Source organism: Solimonas flava DSM 18980 (assembly GCF_000426685.1).
In the GTDB taxonomy this organism is placed as follows: Bacteria; Pseudomonadota; Gammaproteobacteria; order Nevskiales; family Nevskiaceae; genus Solimonas; species Solimonas flava.
On record NZ_AUFV01000002.1, the window covers coordinates 1 to 26494 of the forward strand.

27 protein-coding genes and 1 other RNA gene are annotated in these 26494 nt (G+C 68.9%); 6 read left to right on the forward strand and 22 right to left on the reverse strand.

Annotation, left to right across the window (positions count from 1 at the left end):
* Positions 1-643: nuclear transport factor 2 family protein (locus K343_RS23165; RefSeq protein ID WP_051277888.1), on the forward strand; the 643-nt coding region annotated here is incomplete at its 5' end.
* 64 nt (positions 644-707) lie between these two features.
* The gene (gene yihG, locus K343_RS0102695; RefSeq protein WP_043112062.1) at positions 708-1613 is read left to right on the forward strand and encodes a 1-acylglycerol-3-phosphate O-acyltransferase, YihG family; all 906 of its coding nucleotides are present in this window, start codon (positions 708-710) and stop codon (positions 1611-1613) included.
* Between the two features lie 27 nt (positions 1614-1640).
* Here the strand turns inward: yihG and metW are convergent, their stop codons facing one another.
* From metW to proC, 4 genes are read right to left on the reverse strand one after another with little or no spacing between them, the layout of a single operon-like run.
* Entirely contained in the window at positions 1641-2252 is a 612-nt protein-coding gene (gene metW / locus K343_RS0102700) for a methionine biosynthesis protein MetW (protein ID WP_028006745.1), read from the reverse strand.
* Positions 2253-2254: 2 nt separating this feature from the next.
* A complete protein-coding gene (metX, locus tag K343_RS0102705) occupies positions 2255-3421 on the reverse strand; it encodes a homoserine O-succinyltransferase MetX (protein ID WP_028006746.1) in 1167 nt (388 codons plus the stop codon).
* Positions 3422-3449: 28 nt separating this feature from the next.
* Positions 3450-4007 (reverse strand): YggT family protein, encoded by a 558-nt coding sequence (locus tag K343_RS0102710; protein WP_028006747.1) that lies wholly within the window; start codon positions 4005-4007, stop codon positions 3450-3452.
* A complete protein-coding gene (gene proC, locus K343_RS0102715) occupies positions 4007-4834 on the reverse strand; it encodes a pyrroline-5-carboxylate reductase (protein WP_028006748.1) in 828 nt (275 codons plus the stop codon). The genes K343_RS0102710 and proC overlap by 1 nt, the downstream gene beginning before the upstream one ends.
* A 131-nt stretch (positions 4835-4965) precedes the next feature.
* Between proC and ilvA the strand changes: the two genes are divergently transcribed.
* Positions 4966-6483, forward strand: a complete 1518-nt coding sequence (ilvA, locus tag K343_RS0102720) for a threonine ammonia-lyase, biosynthetic (protein WP_028006749.1) — start codon at positions 4966-4968, stop codon at positions 6481-6483.
* A gap of 67 nt (positions 6484-6550) precedes the next feature.
* Here the strand turns inward: ilvA and K343_RS0102725 are convergent, their stop codons facing one another.
* The 8 genes from K343_RS0102725 to sohB all read right to left on the reverse strand — a co-directional run bounded on the left by K343_RS0102725 (position 6551) and on the right by sohB (position 11619).
* A complete protein-coding gene (locus K343_RS0102725) occupies positions 6551-7018 on the reverse strand; it encodes an EVE domain-containing protein (protein WP_028006750.1) in 468 nt (155 codons plus the stop codon).
* On the reverse strand, positions 7003-7560 hold the full coding sequence (locus tag K343_RS0102730; protein ID WP_028006751.1) for a 5-formyltetrahydrofolate cyclo-ligase: 558 nt from the start codon (positions 7558-7560) through the stop codon (positions 7003-7005). Before K343_RS0102730 ends, K343_RS0102725 begins: the two co-directional genes overlap by 16 nt.
* A gap of 19 nt (positions 7561-7579) precedes the next feature.
* Positions 7580-7762, reverse strand: a non-coding RNA gene (gene ssrS, locus K343_RS23815) — 6S RNA.
* Positions 7763-7806: 44 nt separating this feature from the next.
* Positions 7807-8127: a cell division protein ZapA gene (locus K343_RS0102735; protein ID WP_028006752.1), complete on the reverse strand. Its 321-nt coding sequence runs from the start codon at positions 8125-8127 to the stop codon at positions 7807-7809.
* Complete coding sequence (locus tag K343_RS0102740) at positions 8124-8318, reverse strand: hypothetical protein (RefSeq protein WP_020650491.1); 195 nt, start codon at positions 8316-8318, stop codon at positions 8124-8126. The genes K343_RS0102735 and K343_RS0102740 overlap by 4 nt, the downstream gene beginning before the upstream one ends.
* A gap of 78 nt (positions 8319-8396) precedes the next feature.
* Positions 8397-9818 (reverse strand): DegQ family serine endoprotease, encoded by a 1422-nt coding sequence (locus tag K343_RS0102745; protein WP_028006753.1) that lies wholly within the window; start codon positions 9816-9818, stop codon positions 8397-8399.
* A gap of 88 nt (positions 9819-9906) precedes the next feature.
* Positions 9907-10539: a YbhB/YbcL family Raf kinase inhibitor-like protein gene (locus K343_RS0102750; protein WP_028006754.1), complete on the reverse strand. Its 633-nt coding sequence runs from the start codon at positions 10537-10539 to the stop codon at positions 9907-9909.
* Positions 10540-10569: 30 nt separating this feature from the next.
* Complete coding sequence (sohB, locus tag K343_RS0102755) at positions 10570-11619, reverse strand: protease SohB (protein WP_028006755.1); 1050 nt, start codon at positions 11617-11619, stop codon at positions 10570-10572.
* 200 nt (positions 11620-11819) lie between these two features.
* On the opposite strand from sohB, the gene K343_RS20690 reads away from it, so the two are divergent.
* Entirely contained in the window at positions 11820-12977 is a 1158-nt protein-coding gene (locus K343_RS20690) for an OmpA family protein (RefSeq protein WP_084615626.1), read from the forward strand.
* A gap of 225 nt (positions 12978-13202) precedes the next feature.
* On the opposite strand, the gene hemH is transcribed toward K343_RS20690, so the two are convergent.
* From hemH to K343_RS0102810, 10 genes are all read right to left on the reverse strand, one after another.
* Positions 13203-14285 (reverse strand): ferrochelatase, encoded by a 1083-nt coding sequence (hemH, locus tag K343_RS0102765; RefSeq protein ID WP_043112131.1) that lies wholly within the window; start codon positions 14283-14285, stop codon positions 13203-13205.
* A 52-nt stretch (positions 14286-14337) separates the two neighbouring features.
* Positions 14338-15747, reverse strand: coding sequence for an amino acid permease (locus K343_RS0102770; RefSeq protein ID WP_028006757.1), 1410 nt, complete (start codon positions 15745-15747; stop codon positions 14338-14340).
* Positions 15748-15921: 174 nt separating this feature from the next.
* Positions 15922-17211 carry an acetyl-CoA C-acetyltransferase gene (locus tag K343_RS0102775; protein WP_028006758.1) on the reverse strand — a complete coding sequence of 430 codons (1290 nt, stop codon included), beginning with the start codon at positions 17209-17211 and terminating at the stop codon, positions 15922-15924.
* A gap of 417 nt (positions 17212-17628) precedes the next feature.
* Complete coding sequence (gene accC / locus K343_RS0102780) at positions 17629-18990, reverse strand: acetyl-CoA carboxylase biotin carboxylase subunit (RefSeq protein ID WP_028006759.1); 1362 nt, start codon at positions 18988-18990, stop codon at positions 17629-17631.
* Positions 18991-19047: 57 nt separating this feature from the next.
* On the reverse strand, positions 19048-19491 hold the full coding sequence (gene accB / locus K343_RS0102785) for an acetyl-CoA carboxylase biotin carboxyl carrier protein (protein WP_028006760.1): 444 nt from the start codon (positions 19489-19491) through the stop codon (positions 19048-19050).
* Positions 19492-19516: 25 nt separating this feature from the next.
* Positions 19517-19960 carry a type II 3-dehydroquinate dehydratase gene (gene aroQ / locus K343_RS0102790; RefSeq protein ID WP_028006761.1) on the reverse strand — a complete coding sequence of 148 codons (444 nt, stop codon included), beginning with the start codon at positions 19958-19960 and terminating at the stop codon, positions 19517-19519.
* Positions 19961-20089: 129 nt separating this feature from the next.
* A complete protein-coding gene (locus K343_RS0102795) occupies positions 20090-20614 on the reverse strand; it encodes a TlpA family protein disulfide reductase (protein WP_043112069.1) in 525 nt (174 codons plus the stop codon).
* Position 20615: 1 nt separating this feature from the next.
* Complete coding sequence (locus K343_RS0102800; protein WP_084615694.1) at positions 20616-21074, reverse strand: protein-disulfide reductase DsbD domain-containing protein; 459 nt, start codon at positions 21072-21074, stop codon at positions 20616-20618.
* Positions 21074-21433 (reverse strand): divalent-cation tolerance protein CutA, encoded by a 360-nt coding sequence (gene cutA / locus K343_RS0102805; RefSeq protein WP_051277890.1) that lies wholly within the window; start codon positions 21431-21433, stop codon positions 21074-21076. The genes K343_RS0102800 and cutA overlap by 1 nt, the downstream gene beginning before the upstream one ends.
* Before the next feature lie 28 nt (positions 21434-21461).
* Positions 21462-22775, reverse strand: coding sequence for an Nramp family divalent metal transporter (locus K343_RS0102810; RefSeq protein WP_028006765.1), 1314 nt, complete (start codon positions 22773-22775; stop codon positions 21462-21464).
* A 185-nt stretch (positions 22776-22960) separates the two neighbouring features.
* Here K343_RS0102810 and K343_RS20695 point away from each other — a divergent pair, with 185 nt between their 5' ends.
* Positions 22961-24337, forward strand: coding sequence for an MATE family efflux transporter (locus K343_RS20695; RefSeq protein ID WP_043112071.1), 1377 nt, complete (start codon positions 22961-22963; stop codon positions 24335-24337).
* A 205-nt stretch (positions 24338-24542) separates the two neighbouring features.
* On the forward strand, positions 24543-26468 hold the full coding sequence (locus tag K343_RS0102820) for a CocE/NonD family hydrolase (RefSeq protein WP_028006766.1): 1926 nt from the start codon (positions 24543-24545) through the stop codon (positions 26466-26468).
* The last annotated feature ends 26 nt before the right edge of the window (positions 26469-26494 follow it).

A 26494-nucleotide genomic window follows, 5' to 3' on the forward strand; every position in this document is an offset into this window, starting at 1 on the left:
AGCACCCGCCGAAGCACCCGCCGAAGCACCCGCCGAAGCACCCGCCGAAGCACCCGCCGAAGCACCCGCCGAAGCACCCGCCGAAGCACCCGCCGCACCGTCTCCCGCCGGGAACGAGGCGGCGGGCGAGTCGCCGGCCGGGCCGGAGCAGACGCCGGCGGCCGAGCCGGCAGCGCCGGATGCGCAGGGCGCGACGCCGTCGGCCGCGGTCGTGCCGCCGGCGCCTGCACCGGCACCGGCACCGCCTGCGCCGCACGCCGACGCGGCCGCGCAGGCGGCGGCGGTCGTCGACGATTTCCACGCCAGCGTCGCCGAGAACTATCGCGAGCGCGTGCTGCAGCTGCTGGCACCGGACGTCGCGATCTTCGAGCAGGGCTACACCGAGAGCTCGCGCGATGCGTACGCCGACGGGCACCTCGACAGCGATCTGCTGTTCGCCGCGTCGACGCGCTACGAGGTGGTACACCGCGAGGCCTACGCGAGCGGTGATCTGGCCTGGGTCATCACGCAGGCGCGCACGACCGGCCGCTTCGGTGGCCAGAGTGTCGACATCGACAATACCGAGACCATGGTGCTGCAGCGCCGCGGCGGACGCTGGCTGATCGTGCATATCCACTGGTCGGCTCATCCGCGCGCCGGCTGACCGGCTTTTGCGAAGCGGTTCAGGCGGTTAATCTGTCCTGATAACGACAAAGACGACACCCACCATGCTCTCCTGGCTGCCGGCGCCCCTCATCGGCGCGATTAGTGCCCTGCTGCTGATCCTCAACACCCTGTTCTGGGCCGTGCCGGTCTATCTGCTGATTCTGCTCAAGCTGCTGACGCCGAAGGGGCCTCTGCGCGACGCGGTGTCGCGCGGCGTGGCCTGGAGCGCGCAGCGCTGGGCCTTCGTCAACGTGCTGATGACCGACACGGTGATGCGCGTGCACTGGGACGTGCGCATGCACGCGGAGGTGGATCCGCGCCGTCAGTACCTGGTCTGCGCCAACCACCAGACCTGGAATGACATCCTGGTGCTGGTGAAGGCCTTCGGCCGGCGCGCGCCGTTCTTCAAGTTCTTCCTCAAGCAGGAACTGATCTGGGTGCCGATCCTCGGTCTGGCCTGGTGGGGGCTCGATTACCCGTTCATGAAGCGCCACACCAAGGAACAGATCGCCCGCAACCCGGCGCTCAAGGGCCAGGACATCGAGACCACGCGGCGCGCCTGCGAAGCGTTCCGTCATCAGCCGGCGCTGATCCTGAATTTTCTCGAAGGCACGCGCTTCACGCCGGCCAAGCATGCCAAGCAGCAGTCGCCGTACCGCTATCTGCTGAAGCCGAAATCCGGCGGCTTCGCGTTCACGCTGTCGGCGCTCGGCGAGCAGCTGCACTCGCTGCTCGACGTGACGATCGTCTACCAGGACGGCGCCAAGGGTTTCTGGGACTTCCTCTGCGGACGCATGGGACGCGTCGTCGTCGACATCCGCCAGCTCGAGGTGCCGCGCGAACTGTTCCTCGGCAGCTACGAGAACGATCCGGAATTCCGTGCGCGCTTCCACACCTGGATCGCGGCACTGTGGAGCGACAAGGATCGCCTGATCGGCGAGATCCGGGCCGAGACGCGCGCGGCCTGAAGCCGGGCTTGCGCGCGGCGTGCGCGATCAGGTCGCGAAACCGGTCACGCGCGGCGCTTCGAGCAGGTACATCGCGACCTCGGTGAACAGGTTCGGCGCCAGGCGGTGCGCAAGCCCTTCATGGTGCGTGTGGTCGAGCAGGCGGCGGGCGAGGATCTTCCAGCCGCGCTCGGCGCACAGCGCCTCGAAGTCGTCGACGGTGCAGAAATGGATGTTCGGCGTGTCGTACCAGCGCGACGGCAGCATCGGCGTCACCGGCATGCGGCCGCGCGCCAGCGCCAGGCGCACGCGCCAATGGCCGAAGTTCGGGAACGTGACGATGCCGGTCTTGCCGACGCGCAGGATTTCGGCGATCGCTTCGTCCGGCCGCTGCAGCGCCTGCAGCGCCTGCGTCATCACCACGTGGTCGAACGACGCGGACTCGAAGTCGCGCAGGCCTTCGTCGATGTCGGCCTGGATCACGTTGATGCCGGCCGCGACGCAGCGCGAGACGTTGCGCGGATCGATCTCCAGGCCGTAGCCGCGTACCTGCCGCGTTCTGGCCAGATGTCGCAGCAGCACGCCGTCGCCGCAGCCCAGATCGAGGATGCGCGAGCCGGGCCGGATCCAGTCGATGATCGGTTCGAGGTCGGGGCGCAGGTTCACGCGCGCGCCTCCAGTTCATCGGCGACGCGGGCCAGATAGCCGCGCAGCACGTCGTGATACTGCGGGATCGGCATCAGGAAGTCGTCGTGACCGAGCTGCGACTCGATCAGCGCGTAGGAAACGTCGCGGTCGGCGTCGACCAGCGCCTTGACGATCTCGCGCGAGCGCGCCGGCGAGAAGCGCCAGTCGCTCGAAAAGGCGATGACCAGGAAGCGCGCCTGCGCATGCCGGAACGCGGCGTCGAGACGGTCGCCGTAGTCGCGGGCCGGATCGAAGTAGTCGAGCGCCTTGGTCATCAGCAGGTAGGTGTTGGCGTCGAAGCGATCGACGAACGCCTGGCCCTGATAACGCAGGTAGCTCTCGACTTCGAACTCGACGTCGAAATTGAAGCTCGGCGTCGGCTCGCGCAGGTCGTTGCCGAACTTGGCGCGCATCGCCGCGTCGGACAGATAAGTGATGTGGCCGATCATGCGCGCCAGCATCAGGCCGCGCGACGGCACCACGCCGTGCTCGTAGAAACGGCCGCCGTGGAAGTCGGGATCGGAGAGGATCGCCTGGCGCGCGATCTCGTTGAAGGCGATGTTCTGCGCCGACAGCTGCGGCGCCGAGGCGATGACGAGGGCGTTGGCGACACGCTCCGGCAGGTCGATCGCCCACTGCATGACCTGCATGCCGCCGAGCGAGCCGCCGACCACCGCCGCCCAGCGCCCGATGCCGAGCACATCGGCAAGCAGCGCCTGCGAGCGCACCCAGTCGCGCACGGTCAGCAACGGGAAGTCCGGACCGTACGGCGCGCCGGTGTCCGGGTTGATCGAGCTGGGCCCGGTCGAGCCCTTGCAGCCGCCGAGATTGTTCAGCGCGACGACGTAGTAGCGCCGCGTGTCGATCGGCTTGCCGGGGCCGATGCAGTTGTCCCACCAGCCGGCCTTGCGGTCGTCGACGTGGTGCAGGCCGGCGGCGTGATGGTCGCCGGACAGCGCGTGGCAGATCAGCACCGCGTTGCTGCGCTGGGCGTTGAGCGTGCCGTAGGTCTCGACCATCAGCTCATGGCGCGGCAGCGTGCGCCCGCAATCGAGCGGCAGCGGCGCGTCGATCAGCACGCGCTGCGGCGTGACGACGCCGACCGAGCCGGGCGCGGTGAAATCGACAGCGGCTTCGTTCATCGACGGCTGGATGCCTTCAGGGCAGGCACTAGCGGAACGCGCCCGGCAGCGGCAGCAGGCGGTTCAGCACCTGCAGCAGGAGGATGACGACCAGCGGCGAGAGATCGAGCCCGGACATCGGCGGCAGGAAGCGGCGCATCGGCCGCAGCAGCGGCTCGTTGAGGCTCCACAGGATGTTGCTGGCCGGATTGTTCACGCCGGGGCCGAGCCAGGACAGGATCGCCTGCACGAAGATCGTGAAGGTATAGAGATTGACGGTCAGCACCACCAGCTTGAGCGCCGCGTACCACAGCACCGAGGCCGGGCCGAGCGAGAAGCCGAGCACGCCGATGACGACGTAGATATAGACGACGGCCAGCACGGCCAGCGTGAGGGCGGCGGCGAGATTGATGTTGCGTACCGTTGGCAGGTACGGGCGCAGCCAGTCGTTCGGATAGCGCGTCGCCTTCCAGATCGCCTGCGAGATCGGGTTGTAGAAGTCCGCGCGCGACCACTGCAGCAGCACGCGCAGCAGATAGATCCACAGCGCCAGATCGAACAGCGTGGTGACGAGGAACAGCAAGGCGTTGGCGGCGTTGGCGCCCATCAGGACTCCTTGGCGAGCAATGCGCCGAGTTCGCGGCCGCGTTCGGCGGCCGCCTGCAGCGCGTCGGCGAAGATGGCGCGCAGGCCGGCGTTTTCAAGATGACGGACGGCGGCTTCGGTGGTGCCGCCCTTCGAGGTGACGTTGGCGCGCAGCTGCGCGACGTCGATGCCGCGGGCGGCACCATCCTCGGCCATCTTGGCGGTACCGATGAAGGTCTGCAGCGCCAGCCGGGCGGCGACGTCGGCGTCGAGTCCGAGTCTGACGCCGGCCTCGCGCATCACCTCGGTCAGCAGGAAGAAATACGCCGGCCCGGAACCGGACACCGCGGTGACGGCGTCGATCAGGTCTTCCGAGGCGATCCACACGCAGGTGCCGGCGGCGCCGAGCACGTACTCGGCGAGCTGGCGCGCCTGCGGCGGCACCGACGGCGGTGCGTAGAGGCCGGAAATGCCGGCGCCGAGCAGCGCCGGCGTGTTCGGCATCGTGCGGATCAGATGCACCTCGTCGCCGAGCCAGCGCGCCAGCGATGCGAGCTGGATGCCGGCGGCGATCGACACGACCACGCAGCCGGCCTGCAGGCGCAGTCCAGCGAGCGCCTCGCGCATCTGCTGCGGCTTGACGGCCAGCACCACGACATCCGCGCTCGGCGCGATCTCGCCGGCGGCGCTGGCGACGCGAATGCCGTAGCTGTCCTTCAGCCAGCGTGCGCGCTCGGCGAGCGGCTCGGCGACCGCCAGTCGCGCCGGCGGATGGCCGGCCTTGAGCAGGCCGCCGATCAGGCTGGCCGCCATGTTGCCGCCACCGATGAAGGCGATTTGCGCTGACATTGAAATCCTGTTGCGATCCGGTTCGGACCTGCCCGGGGCAGAGTGCGCGGTATCATAGGCGATACCGCCCCCCGACACGATGTGACGTGAGCTCCCCAAAACGCCCTGCTGGCAGTGCGGATACCCGCAAGCTGCTCGAGCAATACCGTGCGCGCATCGAAAGTGCGCGCGTCTACGACGTCGCCGTGGTCTCGGCGCTGGAGGACGCGGGCAAGCTGTCGCAACGGCTCGGCAACCGCGTCCTGTTCAAGCGCGAGGACCAGCAGTCGGTCTACTCGTTCAAGCTGCGCGGCGCCTACAACAAGATCGTGCGGCTGGCGCCCGAGCAGCGGGCCCGCGGCGTGGTCACCGCTTCCGCCGGCAACCACGCGCAGGGCGTCGCGCTGGCGGCGCGCAAGCTCGGCATTCCGGCGCATATCGTCATGCCGCGCACGACGCCGGCGCTGAAAGTCGAATCGGTGCGCGAGCTCGGCGGCAAGGCGATCCTGCACGGCGACGGCTTCGACGACGCGCGTGCGCATGCCGAGCAGCTGGTGGTCGAGAAGGGCTGGACCATGATCCATCCCTACGACGATCCGGACGTCATCGCCGGCCAGGGCACGATCGGCCGCGAGCTGCTGCAGCAGTGCGGCAATCTCGACGCGGTGTTCGTGCCGGTCGGCGGCGGCGGCCTGATCGCCGGCGTCGCCGCCGCCATCAAGTCGGCCAATCCGCGCATCCAGATAATCGCCGTCGAGCCCGACGACTCGACCTGCTTCGCCTCGGCGATGAAGGCCGGCCGTCGTGTGGTGCTGCCGCAGGTCGGACTGTTCGCCGACGGCGTCGCCGTGCGGCAGATCGGCGAGGAGACCTTCCGCGTCGCCCGGCATCTGGTCGACGACACGGTGCTGGTCAGCGTCGACGAGATCTGCGCCGCGACTCGCGACATCTTCTACGACAAGCGTGCGCTGCCCGAGCCGTCCGGCGCGCTCGCGGTCGCCGGCCTCAAGCGCTGGGTCAACGAGCGCGGCGTGCGCGGCCGGACGCTGGCCGCGATCATTTCCGGCGCCAACGTCAACTTCGACCGTCTGCGCCACATCGCCGAACGCGCCGAGCTCGGCGACGACGCCGAGGCACTGCTGGCGGTGACGCTGCCGGAACGTCCGGGCGCCTATCGGCAGTTCATCCGCCACATCGGCCGCCGCCCGGTGACCGAGTTCAACTACCGCTACGCGCAGGGCAGTGCCGCGCACGTGTTCGTCGGCCTCAAGCTGGCCGGCGGCAGCGAGGAGCTCGACACGCTGGTTGCCGGCCTGCGCGAGCAGGGCTATCCGGTGCTCAACCTGCGCGGCGACGAAATGGCCAAGGACCACGTGCGCTTCATGGTCGGCGGCCGCGCCCCGGGTCTCGCCCACGAGCGCCTGTTCCGCTTCGAATTTCCGGAACGCCCGGGCGCGCTCGCCGATTTCCTGCAGGCGATCGGCGCACGCTGGAACATCACGCTGTTCCACTACCGCAACCACGGCGCCGCCTACGGCCGCGTGCTGTGCGGCCTGCAGGTGCCGAAGAAGGAATGGGCCGAGTGCCGGCGCGTGTTCGACGCGCTCGGCTACGAATACGCCGACGAAACCGGCAATCCGGCGTACAAGCTCTTCCTCGGCACCGACTGAGCCGTCGCCGGCCTGTGCCGGTCACCGCCGGACGCGGGCAGCGATCCGCCCGGCCGGCGGGTCGCGCTCAGCGATCTTCGAGGCTGAGGATGTAGCGCCAGTGCTCCGGGCGCACCGGCACCACCGACAGGCGCGTGCCGGGCGCCAGCAAGGCGAGACCTTTGAGTTTCGGCTCGTGTGCGCGCAGCGTCGCCAGCGTCACCGGCGCAGCCAGCTTGCGCACGAACTTGACGTCGACCAGCAGCCAGCGCGGCGCTTCGGGCGTCGCCTTCGGATCGTAGTACTCGGACTTCGGATCGAACTGCGTGGGGTCGGGATAGGCCCTGGAGACGACCTTCATCACGCCGTAGATGCCGGGCACCTTGGCGTTGGAGTGATAGAAGAACGCCTCGTCGCCGATCTCGAACTGGTCGCGGAACATGTTGCGCACCTGATAGTTGCGCACGCCGTTCCACGGTTCGGTCTGTTTCGGGCGGGCCGCGAGATCGTCGATCGAGAAGACGTCGGGCTCGGACTTCATCAGCCAGTAGGCCATTTCACTCCCTGTTCGGTAATCACGGCGTCGAGCGGTACGTCCCACGGCTCGCGCGGGAGACGGTCGACTTGCTGGATCGCGTAAGCGTAGCCGAGATAGCGCGGCCGCCGCCCGATGCGCGGGCGCGCGAGCCAGCGGTCGTAATAGCCACCGCCGGTGCCGAGCCGGGTGCCGCACGCATCGAAGCCGAGCAGCGGCAGGATGACGGCGTCGAGTTCAGCGCGTCGCACGCGGGCGCCGTGGCGCGCCGGCTCGGCGATGCCGTAGCGGTTGCGGCGCAGCGCCGCATCGTGACGCAGCCACTCGAAGCGCATCACGCTCGGTCCGAGGACGCGCGGCACGGCCACGCGCACGCCGGCGCGGCGCAGCACGGCGATCAGCGTGCCGGTCGGCAGTTCGCTGCCGTAGTCGAGGTAGACGCAGACGCGGCGTGCGCGCAGCGCGCGCAGCAGCGCCAGCGCGTGGCGTGCCGCCTGCCGCGACGCGCGGCGACGGCCGGCGCCGCAAACACGAAGGCGCCGCGCGCGGAGTTCGCGGCGCAGCGCCTGCTTGCGTGTATAGGTGTCTCCCGCCTGTGCCGTCATCGGTCTTCGACCTTGAGACGTAGTCTCAAGTGGGCACCTCGCCATGCCATCGGGCTTCCCACTGCGTGGTGGGCCTGCACGCCCGGCGTGGTTAGGGTTCCCGGGGTTTTGCAAATAGGCTCAAGGGTACCAAACCGATTCGCGAACACCGCAGGAGACACGAGCACAGGATATCACGGGTGCTTCGTGCGGCTCGACCGCTCGTCATTCGAGCGACATCGTCGAGTCGATGTCGAGCGCGAGCTGGCGCAGCCGCTGCACGGTCTGCGGGTCGGCCTGCGCGACGCCCTCGACGCCCTTGAGCTCGAGCAGCTCGCGCGCGATGTTGAGCGCCGCCATCACCGCGATGCGCTCGGCGCCGAGCGCCTTGCCGCGCTTGCGGATGCTGGTCATGCGCTCATTGAGATAGTCGGCGGACTTGATCAGCGCCTCGTGCTCGTCGGGCGGGCAGGCGACGGCGTACTCCTTGCCCATGATGCGCACGGTGATGCTGAGCGGCTCGGCGGCGTCCTTGTCGGCGGTCATGGTTCCTGCTCCGATTCGAGCGAGCGCACGCGCTCGACGATGCCTTCGATGCGACGGCGCAATTCGGCGTTCAGCGCCAGCAGGCGGTCGCGCTCCTGCAGGGCGCGCTTCTGCTCGAGACGGGCTTCGCGGTAGGCGGCCATCAGGCGCTGCACGCGATCCTCGAGCTGCTGGAGTTCGGATTCAATCATTGCGGCGGACAAAAAAGGCGGCGGCCCAGTATATCGTCTACTGGAGCCGCCGCCGGCCCGCAACGGCGGGCGTGTCGCTTACTGCAGAAGCAGGAACAGCGCGCCCGGACCGCGGCGCAGCTGCAGCAGCAGCTGGCCCTTGCCGGCGATCAGCTTGTTGAAGTCTTCCATCGTCGTCACCGGCTGGCGGTTGACGGCGATGATGACGTCGTTCGGGCGCAGACCGGCCTTCGCCGCCGGCGAGCCCTGCTGCACCGACTTCACGACGATGCCGCTGTCGATGTCGTCGTCACGCATGCTGTCGTCGACCACCGCGAACGTGGCGCCGGCGAGGCGCGGCGAGACGTCCTTGGTGACGGCGACCGTCTGCTGCGTGTCCTTGCCGATCGTGACGGTGACGTTCTTGAGCTTGCCGTCGCGGTAGAGCTTGAAGTCGACCTTGTCGCCGACTCGCATCAGGCCGACGATGCTGCGCAGCTGCGGGAAGTCGGTGATGTCCTTGCCGTTGGCGGCGACGATCAGGTCGCCGGCCTTCAGACCGGCCTTGGCGGCCGGCGAGTCGGGCACGACGCGGCCGATCAGGGCGCCGCGGCTGCTCGGCAGGTTCAGGGCCTTGGCGAGCTCCGGCGTGACTTCCTGGCCGCCGACCACACCGATGCGGCCGCGCTCCACCGAACCGTGGTCGATCAGCTGCGTCATGATGTTCTTGACGAGGTTGACCGGAATCGCGAAGCCGATGCCGACATTGCCGCCGGACTGCGAGTAGATCATCGACGGCACGCCGACCAGCTCGCCCTTGAGATTGACGAGCGCGCCGCCGGAATTGCCCGGGTTGATCGAAGCGTCGGTCTGGATGAAATCGCCGAGGCCGTCGCTGATGCCGGTGCGGCCGAGCGCCGAGACGATGCCGCTGGTGACGGTCTGCCGCAGGTTGTACGGCGAGCCGATGGCGACGACGAAGTCGCCGACCTGCAGGCCGTCGGAGTTGCCGAGCGGCAGCGCCGTGAGCTGGTCGGCCTTGATCTGCAGCACGGCGACGTCGGTGCCGTCGTCGCGGCCGATCAGCTTGGCTTCGAACTCACGATCGTCGTTGAGGCGGACCTTGATTTCCTTGGCGTCCTTGACGACGTGGTTGTTGGTGATGACGTAGCCCTTGGCGGCATCGACGATGACGCCCGAGCCGACCGACTGGAACTCGCGTTCCTGCGGCTGGTCCGGCACGTCGAAGAAGCGGCGGAAGAACGGATCGTCCATCAGCGGATTGCGGACTTCGACCTCGCCGGTCACGGAAATATTGACGACGGCGGGCATCACCGGCTTGAGCATCGGCGCCAGCGAAGGCACGCCGCCCTGGACGGGCAACTGCTGCTGCGGCTGAACGGGAACCGGGATATCGGCGTGCGCCGAACGCGGCGCCGAGGACATCATCAGGGCGGCGCCGAGGATGGACGCCGAAACCGCGAGCGGAGCGATGAGCTTGACGGCGAATTCTTTTGACATCGAAGAAAGTCTCGGATCAGGCTGCGGATAGGCAGCGGCGGTAAGACCGCCGCGTCGTTCAATAGTTTCCGGTGTCGTGCCGGCGGGCTCAGGGCAGGCGCAGCGCCGGGTTCAGGCTGTAGCGGCCGACGATCGCGGCGCGCGCCAGCACGTGTCCGTCCGCCGCGCGGCGCAGATCGGCGAGGCTGAAGCCCGGCGCCAGTCCGAGTGACGGCACATCGAGGGCCAGCACCTCGAAGGTGTACCGGTGCACGCGTGCGTCGTTCCACGGCGGGCAGGGGCCATCGTAGCCGAGGTAATGGCCTTCCATCGCCGCGTCGCCCTGGAACCAGCCGGTGTAGTCGTTGAGCCCCTGTACCGAACCTTCCGGCCCGGCCGGCTGCGCCTTGCCGTGCGCGGCGACGCCCTGGCTGCAGGCGCCTTCGGCGATCTCGGTAGTCTCGGGCGACAGGTCGACGAGCAGCCAGTGCACGAACTCGGCGCGCGGCAGTGCCGCCGGCACCACGCGGCCGTCACGGTTGACGTCGTCCGGACGCGTCGGCGCGTCGGCGTCGATGACGGTCACGGCGAAGCTCTGCGTGCCGGCCGGCGCGCCGCTCCAGCGCAGCTGCGGATTGCGATTCTGCGCGAGGCGGACGTGGCCGAACGGCGCCTTCTCGGCGAAGGCACAGCGACCGGGGATGCGACCGCTGGCGGACAGGCTGCGGCTGGACAGTTTCATGCAGTTTCTCCGAATCGTGCCGTGGATGGCTTATGGGTAGCGCTGCGACAGCGCCGTCTCCTCGACGCTGCGCCGCAGGCCGAGGCCAAGCTTGACGAGCCCGTCCGACAGGCGCTGCGCGAGCGGTTGCCGGCGCCGGAAGCGCAGGCCGTAGAGCTCGGCGTCGCGGGTGCGCGCGAGCAGGTAATCGTCGCTGGTCTGCAACTGGTCGACGAGTTGCAGTTCGAGCGCCTGGCTGCCGAACCAGTGCTCGCCGGTCGCGACGCGCGCGATATCGAGCTTGGGCCGGTACTCGCCGACGAAGCGCTTGAACAGGGTGTGCGTTTCCTCGATCTCGGCCTGGAACTTCTCGCGGCCGGCCTCGGTGTTCTCGCCGAACAGCGTCAGCGTGCGCTTGAAGTCGCCGGCCGTGTGCAGCTCGTAGTCGACGTCGAGGCGCTTGAGCAGGCGGTTGAAGTTCGGCAGCTGGGCGACCACGCCGATCGAGCCGACGATCGCGAACGGCGCGGCGAGGATGCGGTCGGCGACGCAGGCCATCAGGTAGCCGCCGCTCGCCGCCACCTTGTCGACGGCGACCGTCAGGTGGATGCCGGCGCTGCGCAGGCGCGCGAGCTGCGAGGCGGCCAGGCCGTAGCCGTGCACCATGCCGCCCTCGCTGTCGAGGCGGAGCAGCACCTCGTCGCGGCCGGGACGGGCGACCTGCAGGACGGCGCTGATTTCCTCGCGCAGCGATTCGACCGCGGAGGCCTGCAGATCGCCGCGGAACTGCAGCGCGTAGACGCGCGGCTTGCCGTCGTCGGCGTGGCTGCGGGCCGCCTTGCGGCGTTCGCGCTCGCTGCGCTTGCGGTCCTTGAGCAGCTGCTTGTGCTCCGCTTCACTGAGCGTCTGGTCGCGGATCATATCGGCCAGATCCTCGTAGCGCTCATTGAGGTTGCGCACCTCCAGGCGCTCGCCGCCGGCCGACCCGCCGCGCGCGGCGCGGATCAGGACCGCCAGCAAGAGGACGACGATCGCCACGGCCGCGACCCAGGTCACGGTCTTGGCGAGGAACAGGCCATAGGCCGTCAGGAATTCGCTCATGCGGGGTTCGGTGCTTCCAACTCGCTGGAAAACTTCTAGTTTACGCGGCAGAATCGCTGCAGAGGCGAAGGGTGCGCAAGTGCCACGGGGTTCGCAAGCTTCGAAATTTACGCTGCAGTGCAAAATGGCTTGCGTATAATGCATAAGCTGCACACGCTTTCGGGCTGTTCTGGATAAACAAGAGGTTGGGAGATTCGGCAATGAAAAAAATGCACCGTGCCGGACTTGCGTTACTGCTTGCCGCTTTCGCCATGCCGGTACTGGCGCAGGATGCCGAGCAGGAAATGCGGCCGTACATCAGTGGCGGATACACCTATACGTTCGAGGACGGCGACCGCAACTCCGACAACGGCAACGGCTGGTACATCGGCGCGGGCAAGGCCATCAACCAGTACTGGGGCTGGGAGTTCAGCGGGTCCTGGGACCAGTTCGACAAGGATGGCGCGGCCAACCCGAACAACTGGCGCCAGTACGGGGCCAAGCTCGATGGCATGTTCTTCTACTCGCGCGACCCGAAGTTCTCGCCGTATGTCGGCGTCGGCGTCGGCGCGATGCGTTCCGAGCTGAAGACCACCGGTGACAAGTCGACCGATCCGTTCGTCGACGCCGGCGTCGGCTTCTTCAAGTATTTCGGCGATCACCTCGGCCTGCGGGCCGACGTCCGCTACCGCTGGCTCGATGCCGGCGACATCCCGGGCGTCAGCGCGTTCGGCGAGCCGGTCGTCAGGATCGGTCTGGTCGCCGCGCTCGGCGACAAGCCGGTCAAGCCGGTGGTCGAGGTCAAGGATTCGGATGGCGACGGCGTGCCGGATGACGCCGATCTCTGCCCGGGCACGCCGAAGGGCGTGAAGGTCGACGCCAAGGGCTGCCCGATCGATTCGGACGGCGACGGCGTGCCGGACGGTCTGGACCAGTGCCCGGGCACGCCGCCCGGCGTCGCGGTCGACGACAAGGGCTGCCCGACGACGCTCGGTTCCGGTCGCTTCAAGATCATCGGTTCCGGCGCCGACCTGCGCTTCGAGGACGTGCACTTCGAATTCGATAAATCCGACCTGTCGGATTACTCGAAGGAAATGCTCGACGATGCCGCGAACGTCATCAATCAGGTGTCCGAGAAGTATCCGGCCCTGAAGGTCGACGTCTCCGGCCATACCGACTCGATCGGTACCGAAGGCTACAACCAGGGTCTGTCGGAGCGCCGCGCCAACGCCGTCAAGCAGTACCTGCTGCGCAAGGGCGTCGAGCCGGGCCGTCTGAACACGTATGCCTACGGCGAATCGAAGCCGGTGGCGACGAACGACACGGCTGAAGGTCGCGCGCAGAACCGTCGCGCCGAAACCCGCACCCGCGGCGAGTAAGTCGGCACGGAAGTACGCTTCAGAAACCCCGCTGCCGCAAGGCAGCGGGGTTTTTTCGTATCTGCTCCATTGCCGCGGAGGAGCCTGGCGGGGCGGGCTGTAAAGGGCGGCCGTCGCGCCGTATGCCTGGTGGTGCCGCGCTGGCGCGAGGCCCTGCCGCCCCGGAGGAGTTTCCGGCGGCACGGCCTGTGGGCAGTGGCAGTCCCGTCGCGCCGGCGGGTGAAGTCAGAAGCCGCGCTGCAGGCGCGCGATGCGCTCGGGGGCGGCCGCGGCCGGGTCCGGGCGGCTGACGTCGGGCCAGCCGGCCAGATGCTGCCGGGCGAGTTCGGTGAGCACGTCGAGGTGCCGTTCGCCGGCGTTCAGCGCCGGGATGTAGCGCAGGGCCTCGCCGCCCGCGGCACGGAATTGCTCCGCGTAGCGCAGCGCGACCTCCTCGAGCGTCTCCAGGCAGTCGGCGGAGAAGCCGGGGCAGATCGCGTCGAGCGTGCGTACGCCGCTGCGGGCGAGGCGCTCGACGGTCTGGTCGGTGTACGGCGACAGCCACTGGGCGCGGCCGATTCGGGACTGGAAGCTGAGGCTCCATTGCTCCGGGGCCAGCTGCAGCGCCGCCGCCAGCAGGCGCGCGGTCTTCTGGCAGAAGCAGTAGTACGGATCGCCGGCCGTCAGGTATTGCAGCGGGATCGAGTGAAACGACATCAGCAGGTGCTCGCCGCGGCCGTGCAGCTGCCAGTGCGCGCGCACCGAGTCGGCGAGCGCGTCGATGTAGTCGGGCAGGTCGTGATAGCCGTTGACCAGACGCAGCTCCGGCCACCAGCGCATCGGCTGCACGTGCGCGAGCACGGCGTCGAAGACCGAGGCCGTGGTCGTCGCCGAATACTGCGGGTACAGCGGCAGCACGACGATGCGGCGGGCGCCGGCCTCCAGCAGCTGATCGATCGCGCTGGCGATCGACGGCGTGCCGTAGCGCATGCCGAGCGCGACGGGAATGTCGGCGCCGAGGCGCGCTTGCAGGCCGACCTGCTGCGCGCGGCTGATCGCCAGCAGTGGCGAACCGTCGGGCGTCCAGATGCTGCGGTACGCATGCGCGAGGCGCGCCGGCCGGAACGGCAGGATGAAGCCATGCAGGATCAGCCACCACAAGGGGCGCGGCAGTTCGACGACGCGACGGTCGCTGAGGAACTCGGCGAGGTAGCGGCGGATCGCCGGGGCCTCGGGTGCGTCCGGCGTGCCGAGGTTGACGAGCAGCACGCCGCTGCGCAGCGCGCGGGCGTGCGCGTCGACGTTCGGAGTGGAAGGCGGGTTCGGCATCGCCGCGATCATACGCGGGCCGACCGCCCGCGTTGAAGAGCGGCGCGGAGGATCAGGTGGCTTTCGGCGCGAGCGCGCTGTGCCGGCGCGAGTACGCGAAGTAGAGCGCCAGGCCGAGGGCCATCCAGATCGAGAAGGCCACCCAGGTCAGACCGGGCAGGCTCAGCATCAGCCAGCCGCAGAAGCCCATGCCGAGGATCGGCACCAGCGGCACGGCCGGCACCCGGAACGGGCGGGGCATGTCCGGGCGCGTGCGGCGCAGGACGATGACGCTGAGGCAGACCAGGAAGAACGCGCCCAGCGTGCCGAGGTTGACGAGCTCGGCGACCTTGCCGATCGGCGACAGGCCGGCGATCAGCGCGATGACGATGCCGCTGCTGAAGATCAGCTTGACCGGTGTCTGCGTGCGCGGATGCAGCGTGGCCATCGCCGACGGCAGCAGGCCGTCGCGGCTCATCGCCAGCACGATGCGGGTCAGGCCGTAGTACAGCACCAGCATGACGGTGGTGATGCCGAAGATCGCGCCGGTCGCGACCAGGCCCTGCGCCCAGCTGATGCCGAGGCTGCCCATCGCCGCGGCGATCGGGGCCTTGAGGTCGATCTGCTGGTACGGTACGACGCCGGTCAGGATGCCGGACACGACGATGTAGAGCAGCGTGCAGACCGCCAGCGACGCCAGGATGCCGATCGGCAGGTCGCGCTGCGGATTGATCGCTTCTTCGCCGGCGGTCGAGACGGCGTCGAAGCCGATGTACGCAAAGAAGATCAGCGCCGCGGCGGTGGCGATGCCCATCACGCCGTAATGCGACTGGCCGTTGGCGTCGACGACGCGCTCGGGAATGAACGGCGACCAGTTGTCCGGATTGATGTGCGGCGCGGCGATCGCGATGAAGATCAGGATCGTCGCCAGCTTGACGATCACCATCACGCCGTTGAAGCGCGCGGATTCCTTCACGCCCCAGGACAGCAGCAAGGCGAGCACCAGCACGATCGCCATCGCCGGCACGTTGCAGATACCGCCTTCGGACGGCGACGACGTCCACGCCGCCGGCAGTTCGAAACCGAAGAAGCCGGACAGGATCTTGGCGAAGTAGCCCGACCAGCCGATCGACACGGTGGCGGTGGCGACCGTGTACTCCAGCAGCAGCAGCCAGCCGATGATCCAGGCCGGGAACTCGCCGATGCCGGCGTAGGCATAGCCGTAGGCGCTGCCGCTGCCGCCGATCGCGCTCGACAGCTCGGCGTAGCACAGGGCCGAGAACGCGCAGGCCAGTCCCGAGATCACGAACGACAGCACGATCGCCGGGCCGGCGTGCTCGGCGGCGGCGACGCCGGTCAGCACGAAGATGCCGGTGCCGATCACGCAGCCGATGCCGAGCAGGGTCAGATCCCAGGCCGTCAGGCAGCGACGCAACCCGGTATGGGCGTTCGGATCGATGGCTTTGGTGCGCAGCAGGCTCATGAAGCAAGGCTCCCGATGATGATCGGTCGATTATGCACAAAGCCTGCTCCGCGCCCGAGCGGAAAGACCACCAGAAACGAAAAGCCCGGCGAACCGGGCTTTTCTTGCCATCTGCGATCCGGGAAGGGCGCTGCCGGCAGGGGCGAAGCCCGGCCGCTCAGGACCTTCCTGAACTCAGGCGCGCTCGACGATCGCGGTGACGCCGAGGCCGCCGGCCGCGCAGATCGAGATCAGGCCGCGGCCGCCGTTGTTCTCGTCGATGATCTTCGCCAGCGAGGCGAGGATGCGGCCGCCGGTCGCGGCGAACGGATGGCCGGCGGCGAGGCTGCCGCCCTTGATGTTCATCTTGGCACGGTCGATCGAGCCGAGCGGCGCGTCGAGGCCGAGCTTCTCGCGGCAGAACTTCGGGTCTTCCCAGGCCTTCAGCGTGCACAGCACCTGGCCGGCGAAGGCTTCGTGGATTTCGTAGAAATCGAAGTCCTGCAGCTTCAGGCCGGCGCGGTCGAGCATGCGCGCGACAGCGTAGGCCGGCGCCATCAGCAGGCCCTCGTGCTTGCTGCCGGCGAAGTCGACGGCGGCGGTCTCGGCGTGCGTGATGTAGGCGAGCGGCTTGTAGCCGTGCGCCTTGGCCCAGTCCTCCGACGCCAGCAGCACCGCCGAGGCGCCGTCGGTCAGCGGCGTCGAGTTGCCGGCGGTCAGCGTGCCCTGGCCCGACTTGCGGTCGAAGGCCGGCGACAGCGACGCCAGCTTTTCCAGGGTGATGTCCGCGCGCAGATTGTTGTCACGAGACAGGCCCGCGAACGGCACGATGAGATCGTCGAAGAAGCCGGCGTCCCAGGCGGCGGCGGCCTTCTTGTGCGACTCGTAGGCGAGCTGGTCCTGCGCTTCGCGCGGGATCTTCCACTCCTTGACCATGAGCTCGGTGTGCTGGCCCATGCTCATCTTGGTGCGCGGCTCGCCGTTGGTCGGGATCTGCGGTGCCAGCATCGCCGGGCGGAACTTGGCGAGCGCCGCGAGGCGCTGGCCGGCGGTCTTGGCGCGGTTGAGTTCGAGCAGGATCTTGCGCAGCTTCTCGCCGACCGCGATCGGCGCGTCCGAGGTCGTGTCGGTGCCGCCGGCCATGCCGGACTCGATCTGGCCGAGCGCGATCTTGTTGGCGATGTTGATCGCCGCCTGCAGGCCGGTGCCGCAGGCCATCTGCAGGTCATAGGCCGGCGTTTCGGCCGCCAGGCCCGACGACAGCACCGACTCGCGGCACAGGTTGAAGTCGCGCGAGTGCTTCAGCACCGCGCCGGCGGCGACTTCGCCGAGCGCTTCGCCATGCAGCTGGAACTTGTCGACGACGCCCTTGAAGGCGGCCGTCAGCATGTCCTGGTTCGACTTCGTCGCGTACGCCGTGTTCGAACGGGCGAACGGAATGCGCGATCCGCCGAGGATCGCCACCTTGCGGCCGTAGGGCTTCATCTGTCTCTCCTGCAATGCAATGGAAAACCGGAAATGGCGGCGAGCTTAGTGAGGGGGGCTCGGGCTGGCTATTGCTGCACCGCCACATGGCGCGGGCATTTGATCCTGCGTTGCGGATGCGAAAAAGCCCCGGCGGGCCGGGGCTTTTTCCTGGTTCAGCGCGGCCGTCCTTGGTGCGACGGCCTATCCGGATCGAGCGCCGGTCCGGCCGTCCTTGCTCGACTCGGCATGACCTTGAGTCGTCCCTCGCCCAGGGCCGACACTGGCCGGGCGTTCGCGAGATGCCGCGGGTCTATTGATCCGACTTTATCAGTGCCGTCCCTGGCGAGGCCGCACTTCCCGATCGACCGCTGGCCCGGCCATCCATGGCCGGGCGTTCGCAAAACGAGCGTGCCCTTCAAGGCCTTCCCGCTTGGCTCACTCCTCCGTCGCCCACTGCTCGAGCATCTTCTCGAGGTAGTGGATGTGGTGCGTGCCTTCCTTGAACACCGGGTCCGCCATGATGCGGCGCTGCAGCGGGATGTTGGTCTGGATGCCCTCGATCACCATTTCCGCCAGCGCCTGGCGCATGCGCGCGATCGCGCTCTTGCGGTCGGAGCCATAGGCGATCAGCTTGCCGATCATCGAGTCGTAGTGCGGCGGCACCTTGTAGCCGGCGTAGCAGTGCGAGTCGAGACGGATGCCCGGGCCGCCCGGCGCGTGGTACTTCTTGATCTCGCCGGGCGAGGGCACGAAGGTGCGCGCGTTCTCGGCGTTGATGCGGCACTCGATCGCGTGGCCGCGGAAGCGGATGTTGCCCTGCTTCTTCTTCAGCGGCTTGCCGTCGGCGATGCGGATCATTTCCTTGATCAGATCGACGCCGGTCACCATCTCCGTCACCGGGTGCTCGACCTGGATGCGGGTGTTCATCTCGATGAAGTAGAAGCGGCCGTCCTCGTAGAGGAACTCGAAGGTGCCGGCGCCGCGGTAGCCGATGCGCTTGCACGCTTCGACGCAGAGCGTGCCGATCTCCTCGCGCTGCGCCTCGGTGATGCCCGGCGCCGGCGATTCCTCGACGACCTTCTGGTTGCGGCGCTGCATCGAGCAGTCGCGCTCGCCGAGGTGGATCGCGTTGCCCTGGCCGTCGGACAGCACCTGGAACTCGATGTGGCGTGGCGTCTCCAGGTACTTCTCCATGAACACGGAGCCGTCCTTGAACGCGGCCTGCGCCTCGGTGCGCGCGAGCTGGATCTTCTGGATCAGATCGCCTTCCGCGCGCACCACGTGCATGCCGCGGCCGCCGCCGCCGGAAGCAGCCTTGATCAGCACCGGATAGCCGACTTCGGCGGCGATGCGGATGCACTCGTCGTCGTCGTCCGGCAGCACGCCGTTGCTGCCCGGCACGCAGGGCACGCCGGCGGCGATCATCTCGGCCTTGGCGTTGGTCTTGCTGCCCATCAGGCGGATCGTCTCCGCGCGCGGGCCGATGAAGATGAAGCCGGATTTCTCGACCGACTCGGCGAAGTCGGCGTTCTCGGACAGGAAGCCGTAGCCCGGATGGATGGCGTCGGCCTGGGTCACTTCGGCGGCGGAGATGATCGCCGCCATGTTCAGGTAGGAGCGCGCCGCCTGCGGCGGGCCGATGCAGACGGCCTCGTCGGCGAGCGCGACATGCTTCTGCTCGCGGTCGGCGGTCGAATAGACGGCGACCGTCTTGATGCCCAGCTCGCGACAGCAGCGCAGGATGCGCAGGGCGATCTCACCGCGGTTGGCGATGAGGATTTTCTTGATCTCTTTCATCGCCGGGCAACCCCGGCAAGCGCACGGGCGAGGCTCATGGTCGGATGCGCCATGGCCTTACTCGATGGCGAACAGCGGCTGGTCGAACTCGACCGGCTTTTCGTTCTCGGCGAGGACCTCGACGACGACGCCGGCCTTGTCGGCCTCGATCTGGTTGAGCATCTTCATCGCCTCGATGATGCACAGCACCTGGCCGGCCTTGACGGTCTGGCCGACTTCGACGAACGGCTTGGCGCCCGGCGACGGCGCGCGGTAGAAGGTGCCGACCATCGGCGCCTTGACGATGTGACGGTTGTCGGCCTTGGCCGGGATCGCCGCCGCAGGGGCGGCCGGTGCGGCCACGGCCGCCGGGGCCGGAATCGGCGCGGCATAGACCGGCTGCATCGGCGCCGCCATCTGGCGGCTGATGCGCACTGATTCCTCACCCTCGCGCACTTCCAGCTCCGAGATGCCGGACTGCTCGACGAGATCGATCAGCGTCTTGATCTTGCGTAAATCCATTGCTCCCTCCTCAGGGATGCGCTTGTCAGTTTGGCGAAAGGCGTGCGTGCGCCGCCTGCAGCGCGAGCCGGTAGCCCAGCGCGCCACAGCCGGCGATGACGCCCGAAGCGATGTCGGACAGATACGAGTGCTTGCGGAACGGCTCGCGGGCGTGGACGTTCGACAGATGCACTTCGATGAACGGGATGGCGACGGCCAGCAGCGCGTCGCGCAGCGCCACGCTGGTATGCGTGTACGCGCCCGGGTTGATCAGGATGAAGGCGATGCCGTCGGCACGGGCCTGCTGGACGCGGTCGACCAGCGCGCCTTCATGATTGCTCTGGAAGCTCGACAGCTGGTGGCCGAGCCGCGCGGCCTCGGCGCCCAGCTCTCGCTCGATGTCGGCCAGGGTCTGGTGCCCGTACACGCCCGGCTCACGGGTGCCCAGCAGGTTCAGGTTGGGCCCGTTGATCAGCAGCAGGTGGCTCAAGCAGAGTGCTCGCGTTCTTGGTATGGCCCGATTCTGCCGCAGCCCTGTCGCCGAAAACAAGCGCGAAATCGGATTTACAGGCAGTTACCTACAAGATCGCGGCATTTCGGTGCGTTTGGCGGTCCTGGATCAGGAGCGGCCGAGATGCCGCCGCAGCAGCTGCTCCAGCTGTTCGGCGCTCATGCCGCCGAGCACGCGTTCGGCGACGAAGCCGTCCGGATCGATCAGCACCGAGAACGGCAGCGCGCCGCGATCGTTGCCGAACTCGCGCATCGCGGCGTCGCCGGCGCTGAAGTTGGCGGCGACCGGGTAGTTGATCTGGAAGCGGCGCAGCAGCGGCTGCACCGCGGCCGGTTCGTCGAGCGCCGGACCGATGATCTGCAGGCCCAGCGAGCCGTAGTTGCTCTGCGCGGCGACCAGATGCGGCAGCTCGTCCATGCACGGTGCGCACCACGAGGCCCAGAAGTTGATCAGCACCCAGCGTCCGCGCAGCGACGACAGCGCCAGCGTCTTGCCGTCGAGCGTCGAGAAGCTCAGCGCCGGGGCGATGGTCGTCGCGCGCTCGACCTTCGGCTGCGCGAAGTGCCGGTACGACAGCGCGCCGGCGGCGGCGCCGAGCAGGGCGAGGGCGATGAAGACGGCAGGCTTGCGCATGTCAGGGATTCAGCGTTTGCGTGAGGGTTTGCGGTGGATAGCAGACGCCGGCGTCGGCGCAGCCCTGGAAGCTGACGCGCAGTCGCAGCGGTTGCTGCGCCGCGGCCGCCGGCAGGTTCAGCGGCACCTCGGCTTCGAGCAGGCCGCGGTAGATCTGCACGGCGCCGAAATGCTCGTCGACGTGGTCGATGCCCTGCGGCAGGCGGATCGGCCGCAGGCCGGCCGCGGTCGGACCGAGCAGCTCGACGCGGATACGCTGGCGGTACAGGTAGTAGCCCGGCGCGATGTTCCAGCTCAGATGCAGCTGCGCGCCGCGCCGCTCGATCGGCATCAGGTCGAAGGCCTGCGCCGCCGGCAGCAAGTCGTCGACGCTGGCGCGGCGCTCGAGGGCATTGCCCGGCGCGGCGCCGGCACTGGTGCAGGCGAGCAGGGCGAGGGCGGCGAAGCCGCGGGCAGGCATCAGGCGCACGAGGCGAGAATCCAGTCGAGATAGGGCGGGTGAACGGCCCCGACAGGGACCGCGACGATTTCCGGAAGTTCGTACCGATGCTCGCGCAGGATCGCCGCGCGCAGCGCTTCGAAGCCCGCGGCCGGGTGCTTGATCAGCAGCAGCGCTTCGTCCGCCTGCTCGACGGCGCCCTGCCAGCGGTAGATCGAGCGCAGCTGCGGCAGCACGCTGACGCAGGCCGCCAGACGCGCGTCGACCAGGTGCCGGGCGATGCGCTCGGCGGCGTCCGGCGGACAGCTGACCAGGGTGATCGCGAGCGCGGCGGCCGGCGCGGTGGCCGGCTGCGGCCCGGTGGCGGCGGAAGGATTCATCGGCGCAAGCTTACCGATTCCGCGACGGCTACAGGAATTGCGCGAGCAGCCACAGATTGGCCGCACTGATTGCGACGAACAGGCTCCAGCCGGCGATGCGCGTCAGCGGACCATTGGCGAAGCTGCCCATGATGTCGCGCCGGCCGGTGAAGCGGAGCAGCGGGTACAGCGCGAACGGCAGCTGCAGGCTCAGCACGACCTGACTCAGCACCAGCAGCGTGCCGACCGCGTGCTCGCCGAGCACGGCGACGCCGATGAAGGCCGGCACCAGCGCCAGCGCGCGCGTGATCAGGTGCCGCCGCCAGCACGGAATCTTCAGATCGAGAAAGCCTTCCATGATGATCTGGCCGGCGATCGTGCCGGTGAAGGTCGAGCTCTGGCCGGCGGCGAGCAGGGCGATGCCGAACAGCAGCGCGGCCGCGGCGGTGCCGACCACCGGTTCGAGCAGACGGTAGGCGTCCTCGATGCTGGCGACGTCGGCATAGCCGGTGCCGTGGAACGCGGTCGCCGCCAGCACCAGGATCGCGCCGTTGACGAGCATCGCCAGTGCCAGCGACACGACGGTATCGACGCGCAGGAAGCGGATCGCCTCGCGCCGCGCCGCCTCGCCTTCGCCGAGCCGTCGTGTCTGCACGATCGACGAGTGCAGGTAGAGGTTGTGCGGCATCACCGTGGCGCCGACGATGCCGATCGCCAGGTACACCGCCTCGCGGTCGGTCGCCAGTCCGGCATGCGGCATCAGGCCCTCGCGCACCGCGCTCCATTCGGGGCCGGCCAGCAGCAGTTCGACGAGAAAGCACGACGCGATCGTCGCCACCAGCGCCAGCACGATCGCTTCGAGCCGGCGGAAGCCCTTGCCCTTGAGCCCGATGACGACCAGCGTGCTCGCCGCCGTCAGCACCACGCCGGTCAGCACGCTGACGCCGAACAGCAGATGCAGCGCGAGCGCGCTGCCGAGCACCTCGGCGAGATCGCAGGCGACGATCGCCAGCTCGGCGAGCAGCCACAGCGCGGTATTGGCGCGGCGGCCGTAATGCTCGCGCGACAGGCGCGCGAGATCGTAGCCGGTGGCGACGCCGAGTTTCATCGCCAGCGTCTGCAGCAACATCGCCGCGAGGCTGGCGGCGGCGACCACGAACAGCAGCGCATGGCCGTACTTGGCGCCGGCCTCGATGTCGGTCGCCCAGTTGCCGGGGTCCATGTAGCAGACCGAGACCAGCAGGCCGGGGCCGCAGAACGCCAGCAGCTTCTTCCACGCCGGCAGGCCGGGCCGGATCGCGATGCTGCCGCGCACCTCGGACGGACAGAACGGTGCGGTCGCGGTCGTCGGCAGCTTGAACATGGAGGGACCGGGGGCGGAGCGGAGTGGATCGGCGCGGGCGTGGCGGGCGGACGCGCCCGCAGCGACGGCTGCGTCGTTCGTACTCTGGCATCGCCGCGCGAAAATGCCCAGACTACGCGCCCCGCCGGATCCGGCGGCTTTTCGTTCCCGCCGACGGCGGGAGATCACCTCTCGCGGTTGCCGATATGCACACTCTCGATCGAAACGTATTTCGCGCCGAGGCGCGCGAATACTTCAAGCTCGCCTGGCCGATCGTCGTCGCCCAGCTGTCCTTCGTCAGCATGGGCGCGGTCGACACCATTCTCGCCGGGCGCCTCGGCGCTGCGCCGCTGGCGGCGGTGGCCGTCGGCGCGAACGTCTTTTTCCTGATGTTCGTGTTCTTCTCCGGCCTGTTCATGGCGGTCTCGCCGATCGTCGCGCAGAAGATCGGCGCGCGCCGCGATCCGCTCGAGATCGGCCGCTTCGTGCGCGGCGCGCTGCTGCTGGCGATCGTCATGGGCCTGCTGTGGACGGCGCTGCTGCTGCTGGTGCGCGAGCCGGTGCTCGACCTCCTCGGCCTGGCGTCCGACACGCGCGCCTACGCCGACGGCTATCTGCGCGCGATCGCGCTGGCGCCGGTGCCGGCCTGCATCAACTTCGTCCAGCGCAATGCCGCCGACGCGCACGGCCTGACGCGGCTGTCGCTGGTGTCGGGGCTGGTCGGCTTCGTCGTCAACGGCACACTCGGCTACGGGCTGATGTACGGCCGCCTCGGCCTGCCGGCGCTCGGCCCGGCCGGCGCCGGCTACGCGCTGGCGCTGGCCGACGTCTCGATGGTCTTCGTCTACGCCGCGCAGTACTGGCGCACGCCGGTGCTGCGGGCGCTGCACATCCTCGGTCCGGGCGCATGGCCGTGGCGCGACGCGACGCGCCAGGTGCTGCAGCTCGGCCTGCCGATCGCCGCGATCCTGTTCGCCGAGTCGAGCCTGTTCCAGATCGGCGCGCTGATCGTCGCGCGCTTCGGCTCCGAGACCATGGCGGCGCACCAGATCGCGATCAACTTCACCTCGGTGATGTTCATGATCCCGCTGTCGGTCGGCATGGCCGCGACGGTGCGCGTCGGCCTCGCCGCCGGTGCCGGCGACGCCGACGCGGTCGCGCTGCGCGGCCGCGTCGGCATGGCGATCGGCATCGGCTTCGCCGTGTTCTCGGCGAGCCTGATGCTGCTGCTGCCCGGCCCCATCGTCGCGCTCTACACCAACGTCGCCCCGGTCGCGAAGCTGGCGCTGGGCTTCCTCGTCTACGCGGCGATCTTCCAGATCGTCGACTGCATCCAGGCGACGGCGAACGGCGCGCTGCGCGGCATCAAGGACACGCGCCTGCCGATGCTGATCACCATCACCGCGTACTGGATCGTCGGCCTGCCGCTCGCGGCCTGGCTGGCGCTGCGCACGGAGCTCGGGCCGGCCGGGGTGTGGTGCGGCTTCATCGTCGGCCTGACGGTCGCGGCGATCGGTCTGGCGCTGCGCTTCCTGCGCCGCACGGCGCCGGCGGCCGTGCTGCTCGACGCCGCGCGAGGCTGAGCGCGCCGGCGCGCTGCCGGCCGCTGCCGCGCGCAGCCGCAGCGCCCGGCGCCGTGGTGTTCGGTCGCCGCCGCCGCAGGCGCTGACGCGTTGCCGCGGCGTCGGCAGCATGTCTATGCTCCGCGGCCGGGCGCCCGGGGGCGCACCCGCCGGCAGTGCGAAGGTGCCGCGCGGGAATCCTGATATCCGACCACCGGACCGATTGATGAAAACTGCTGCGTCGCTGTCTGCCGGACTGCTGCTGTCTGCCGCTCTCGCGTTTGCCGCCCCTGCCGCCGTCGGCGCCGCGCCGGCGCGCGTCACGCCGATGACGCCGGACGTCGTGACGGCCTACGACGAACTGCGCCCGTCGGCCGACTTCATCAAGCGCGTCGAGATGGTGCCGATGCGCGACGGCGTGAAGCTGTACACCGTGATTTTCATGCGCAAGGGCGTGAAGAACGCGCCGATCCTGCTGTCGCGCACGCCGTACGACGCCAAGAAGTCGACCGAGCGCGTCGCCAGCCAGAAGCTCACCGAGGTGCTGCCGGCGATGGACGCGCCGTTCGTCGACGACGGCTACATCCGCGTCTACCAGGACATCCGCGGCCTGCACCACTCGGAAGGCGAGTGGATCATGAACCGCCCGCTCACCGGGCCGCTCAACGACAGCGGCATCGACGAGTCGACCGACGCCTACGACACCATCGACTGGCTGGTGAAGAACGTCGCCGAGAGCAACGGCAAGGTCGGCATCATCGGTTCGAGCTATCTCGGCTTCACGGCGCTGATGGCCGAGATCGATCCGCATCCGGCGCTCAAGGCCGCCGCGCCGCAGAGCCCGATGGTCGACGGCTGGCGCGGCGACGACTGGTTCCACAACGGTGCGTTTCGCGTCAGCAGCTTCGACTACGCGCTGGAGATGAGCCAGGACAAGGGCAGCGGCAGCGAGATTCCGCACGGTGCCGGCGACGACTACACGCTCTATCTCAAGGCCGGTTCGGCCGGCGACTTCGCGCGGCAATGGGGGCTCGACGCGATTCCGTTCGTGCAGAAGCTGATGCAGAACCCGGCGTACACGCCGTTCTGGTCGCTGCAGGCGGTCGACGCGCTGATGGCGCAGCGGCCGCTGACGGTGCCGACGATGCTGATCGTCGGCCAGTGGGACCAGGAGGATTCGTACGGCGCGCCGGCCGTCTACCGGGCGCTCGCGAATTCGCAACAGCGCCGGGCGCCGGTCTCGCTGGTCATCGGCCCGTGGCGCCACTCCGGCGTCAATCACTACGGCTACGAGCTCGGTGCGCTGACCTTCCGCGGCGACACCGCCGCCGAGTTCCGCACGCGCTATCTCAAGCCGTTCTTCGACCACTACCTCAAGGACGGTGCGGACCCGCGCACGCCGGCGGCGCTGAGCTACGCGACCGGCGCCGATCGCTGGAACGAATCGCCGCGCTGGCCGATGGGCACGCCGACGCCGCTGTATCTGAGCGCCGGCTTCGGTCTCAGCTTCGACAAGCCCGCGCAGGCCGGCCACGACGACTACGTGTCCGATCCGGCCAAGCCCGTGCCGTTCCTGCCGCGGCCGATCCACATGGGCGATCCGTTCCAGTGGAAGCCGTGGCTGGTGCACGACCAGCGCTTCGTCTCGGACCGCCCGGACGTGCTGGTCTACGAAAGCGCGCCGCTCGACGCGCCGCTGCACATCATGGGCGCGCCGGGCGTCGAGCTGTACGCGGCGACCTCGGGCCGCGACAGCGACTGGGTCGTCAAGCTGATCGACATCTACCCGGACGACTCGCCGGAACCGGCCAAGGAAGGTTCCAAGCCGAGCCTGGCCGGCTTCGAGCTGCCGGTCGGCATCGAGATCTTCCGCGGCCGCTACGTGCACGGCTTCGACGCGCCGCGGGCGCTGACGCCGGGCAAGGTCGAGACCTACCGCTTCGAGCTGCCGAACGTCGATCACGTGTTCCTGCCGGGGCATCGCATCGGCGTGCAGGTGCAGTCCAGCCTGTTCCCGCTCTACGACCGCAATCCGCAAACCTGGGTCGACAACCTCTTCGAAGCGCGGCCCGCCGATTACCGGGCGGCGACCCAGAGCGTCCATCGCGGCGCCGCGCAGGCCAGCCGCCTGCTGCTGCCGGTCGTGCGCTGAACGGCGCTGCCGTCCGCGCCCGCGCG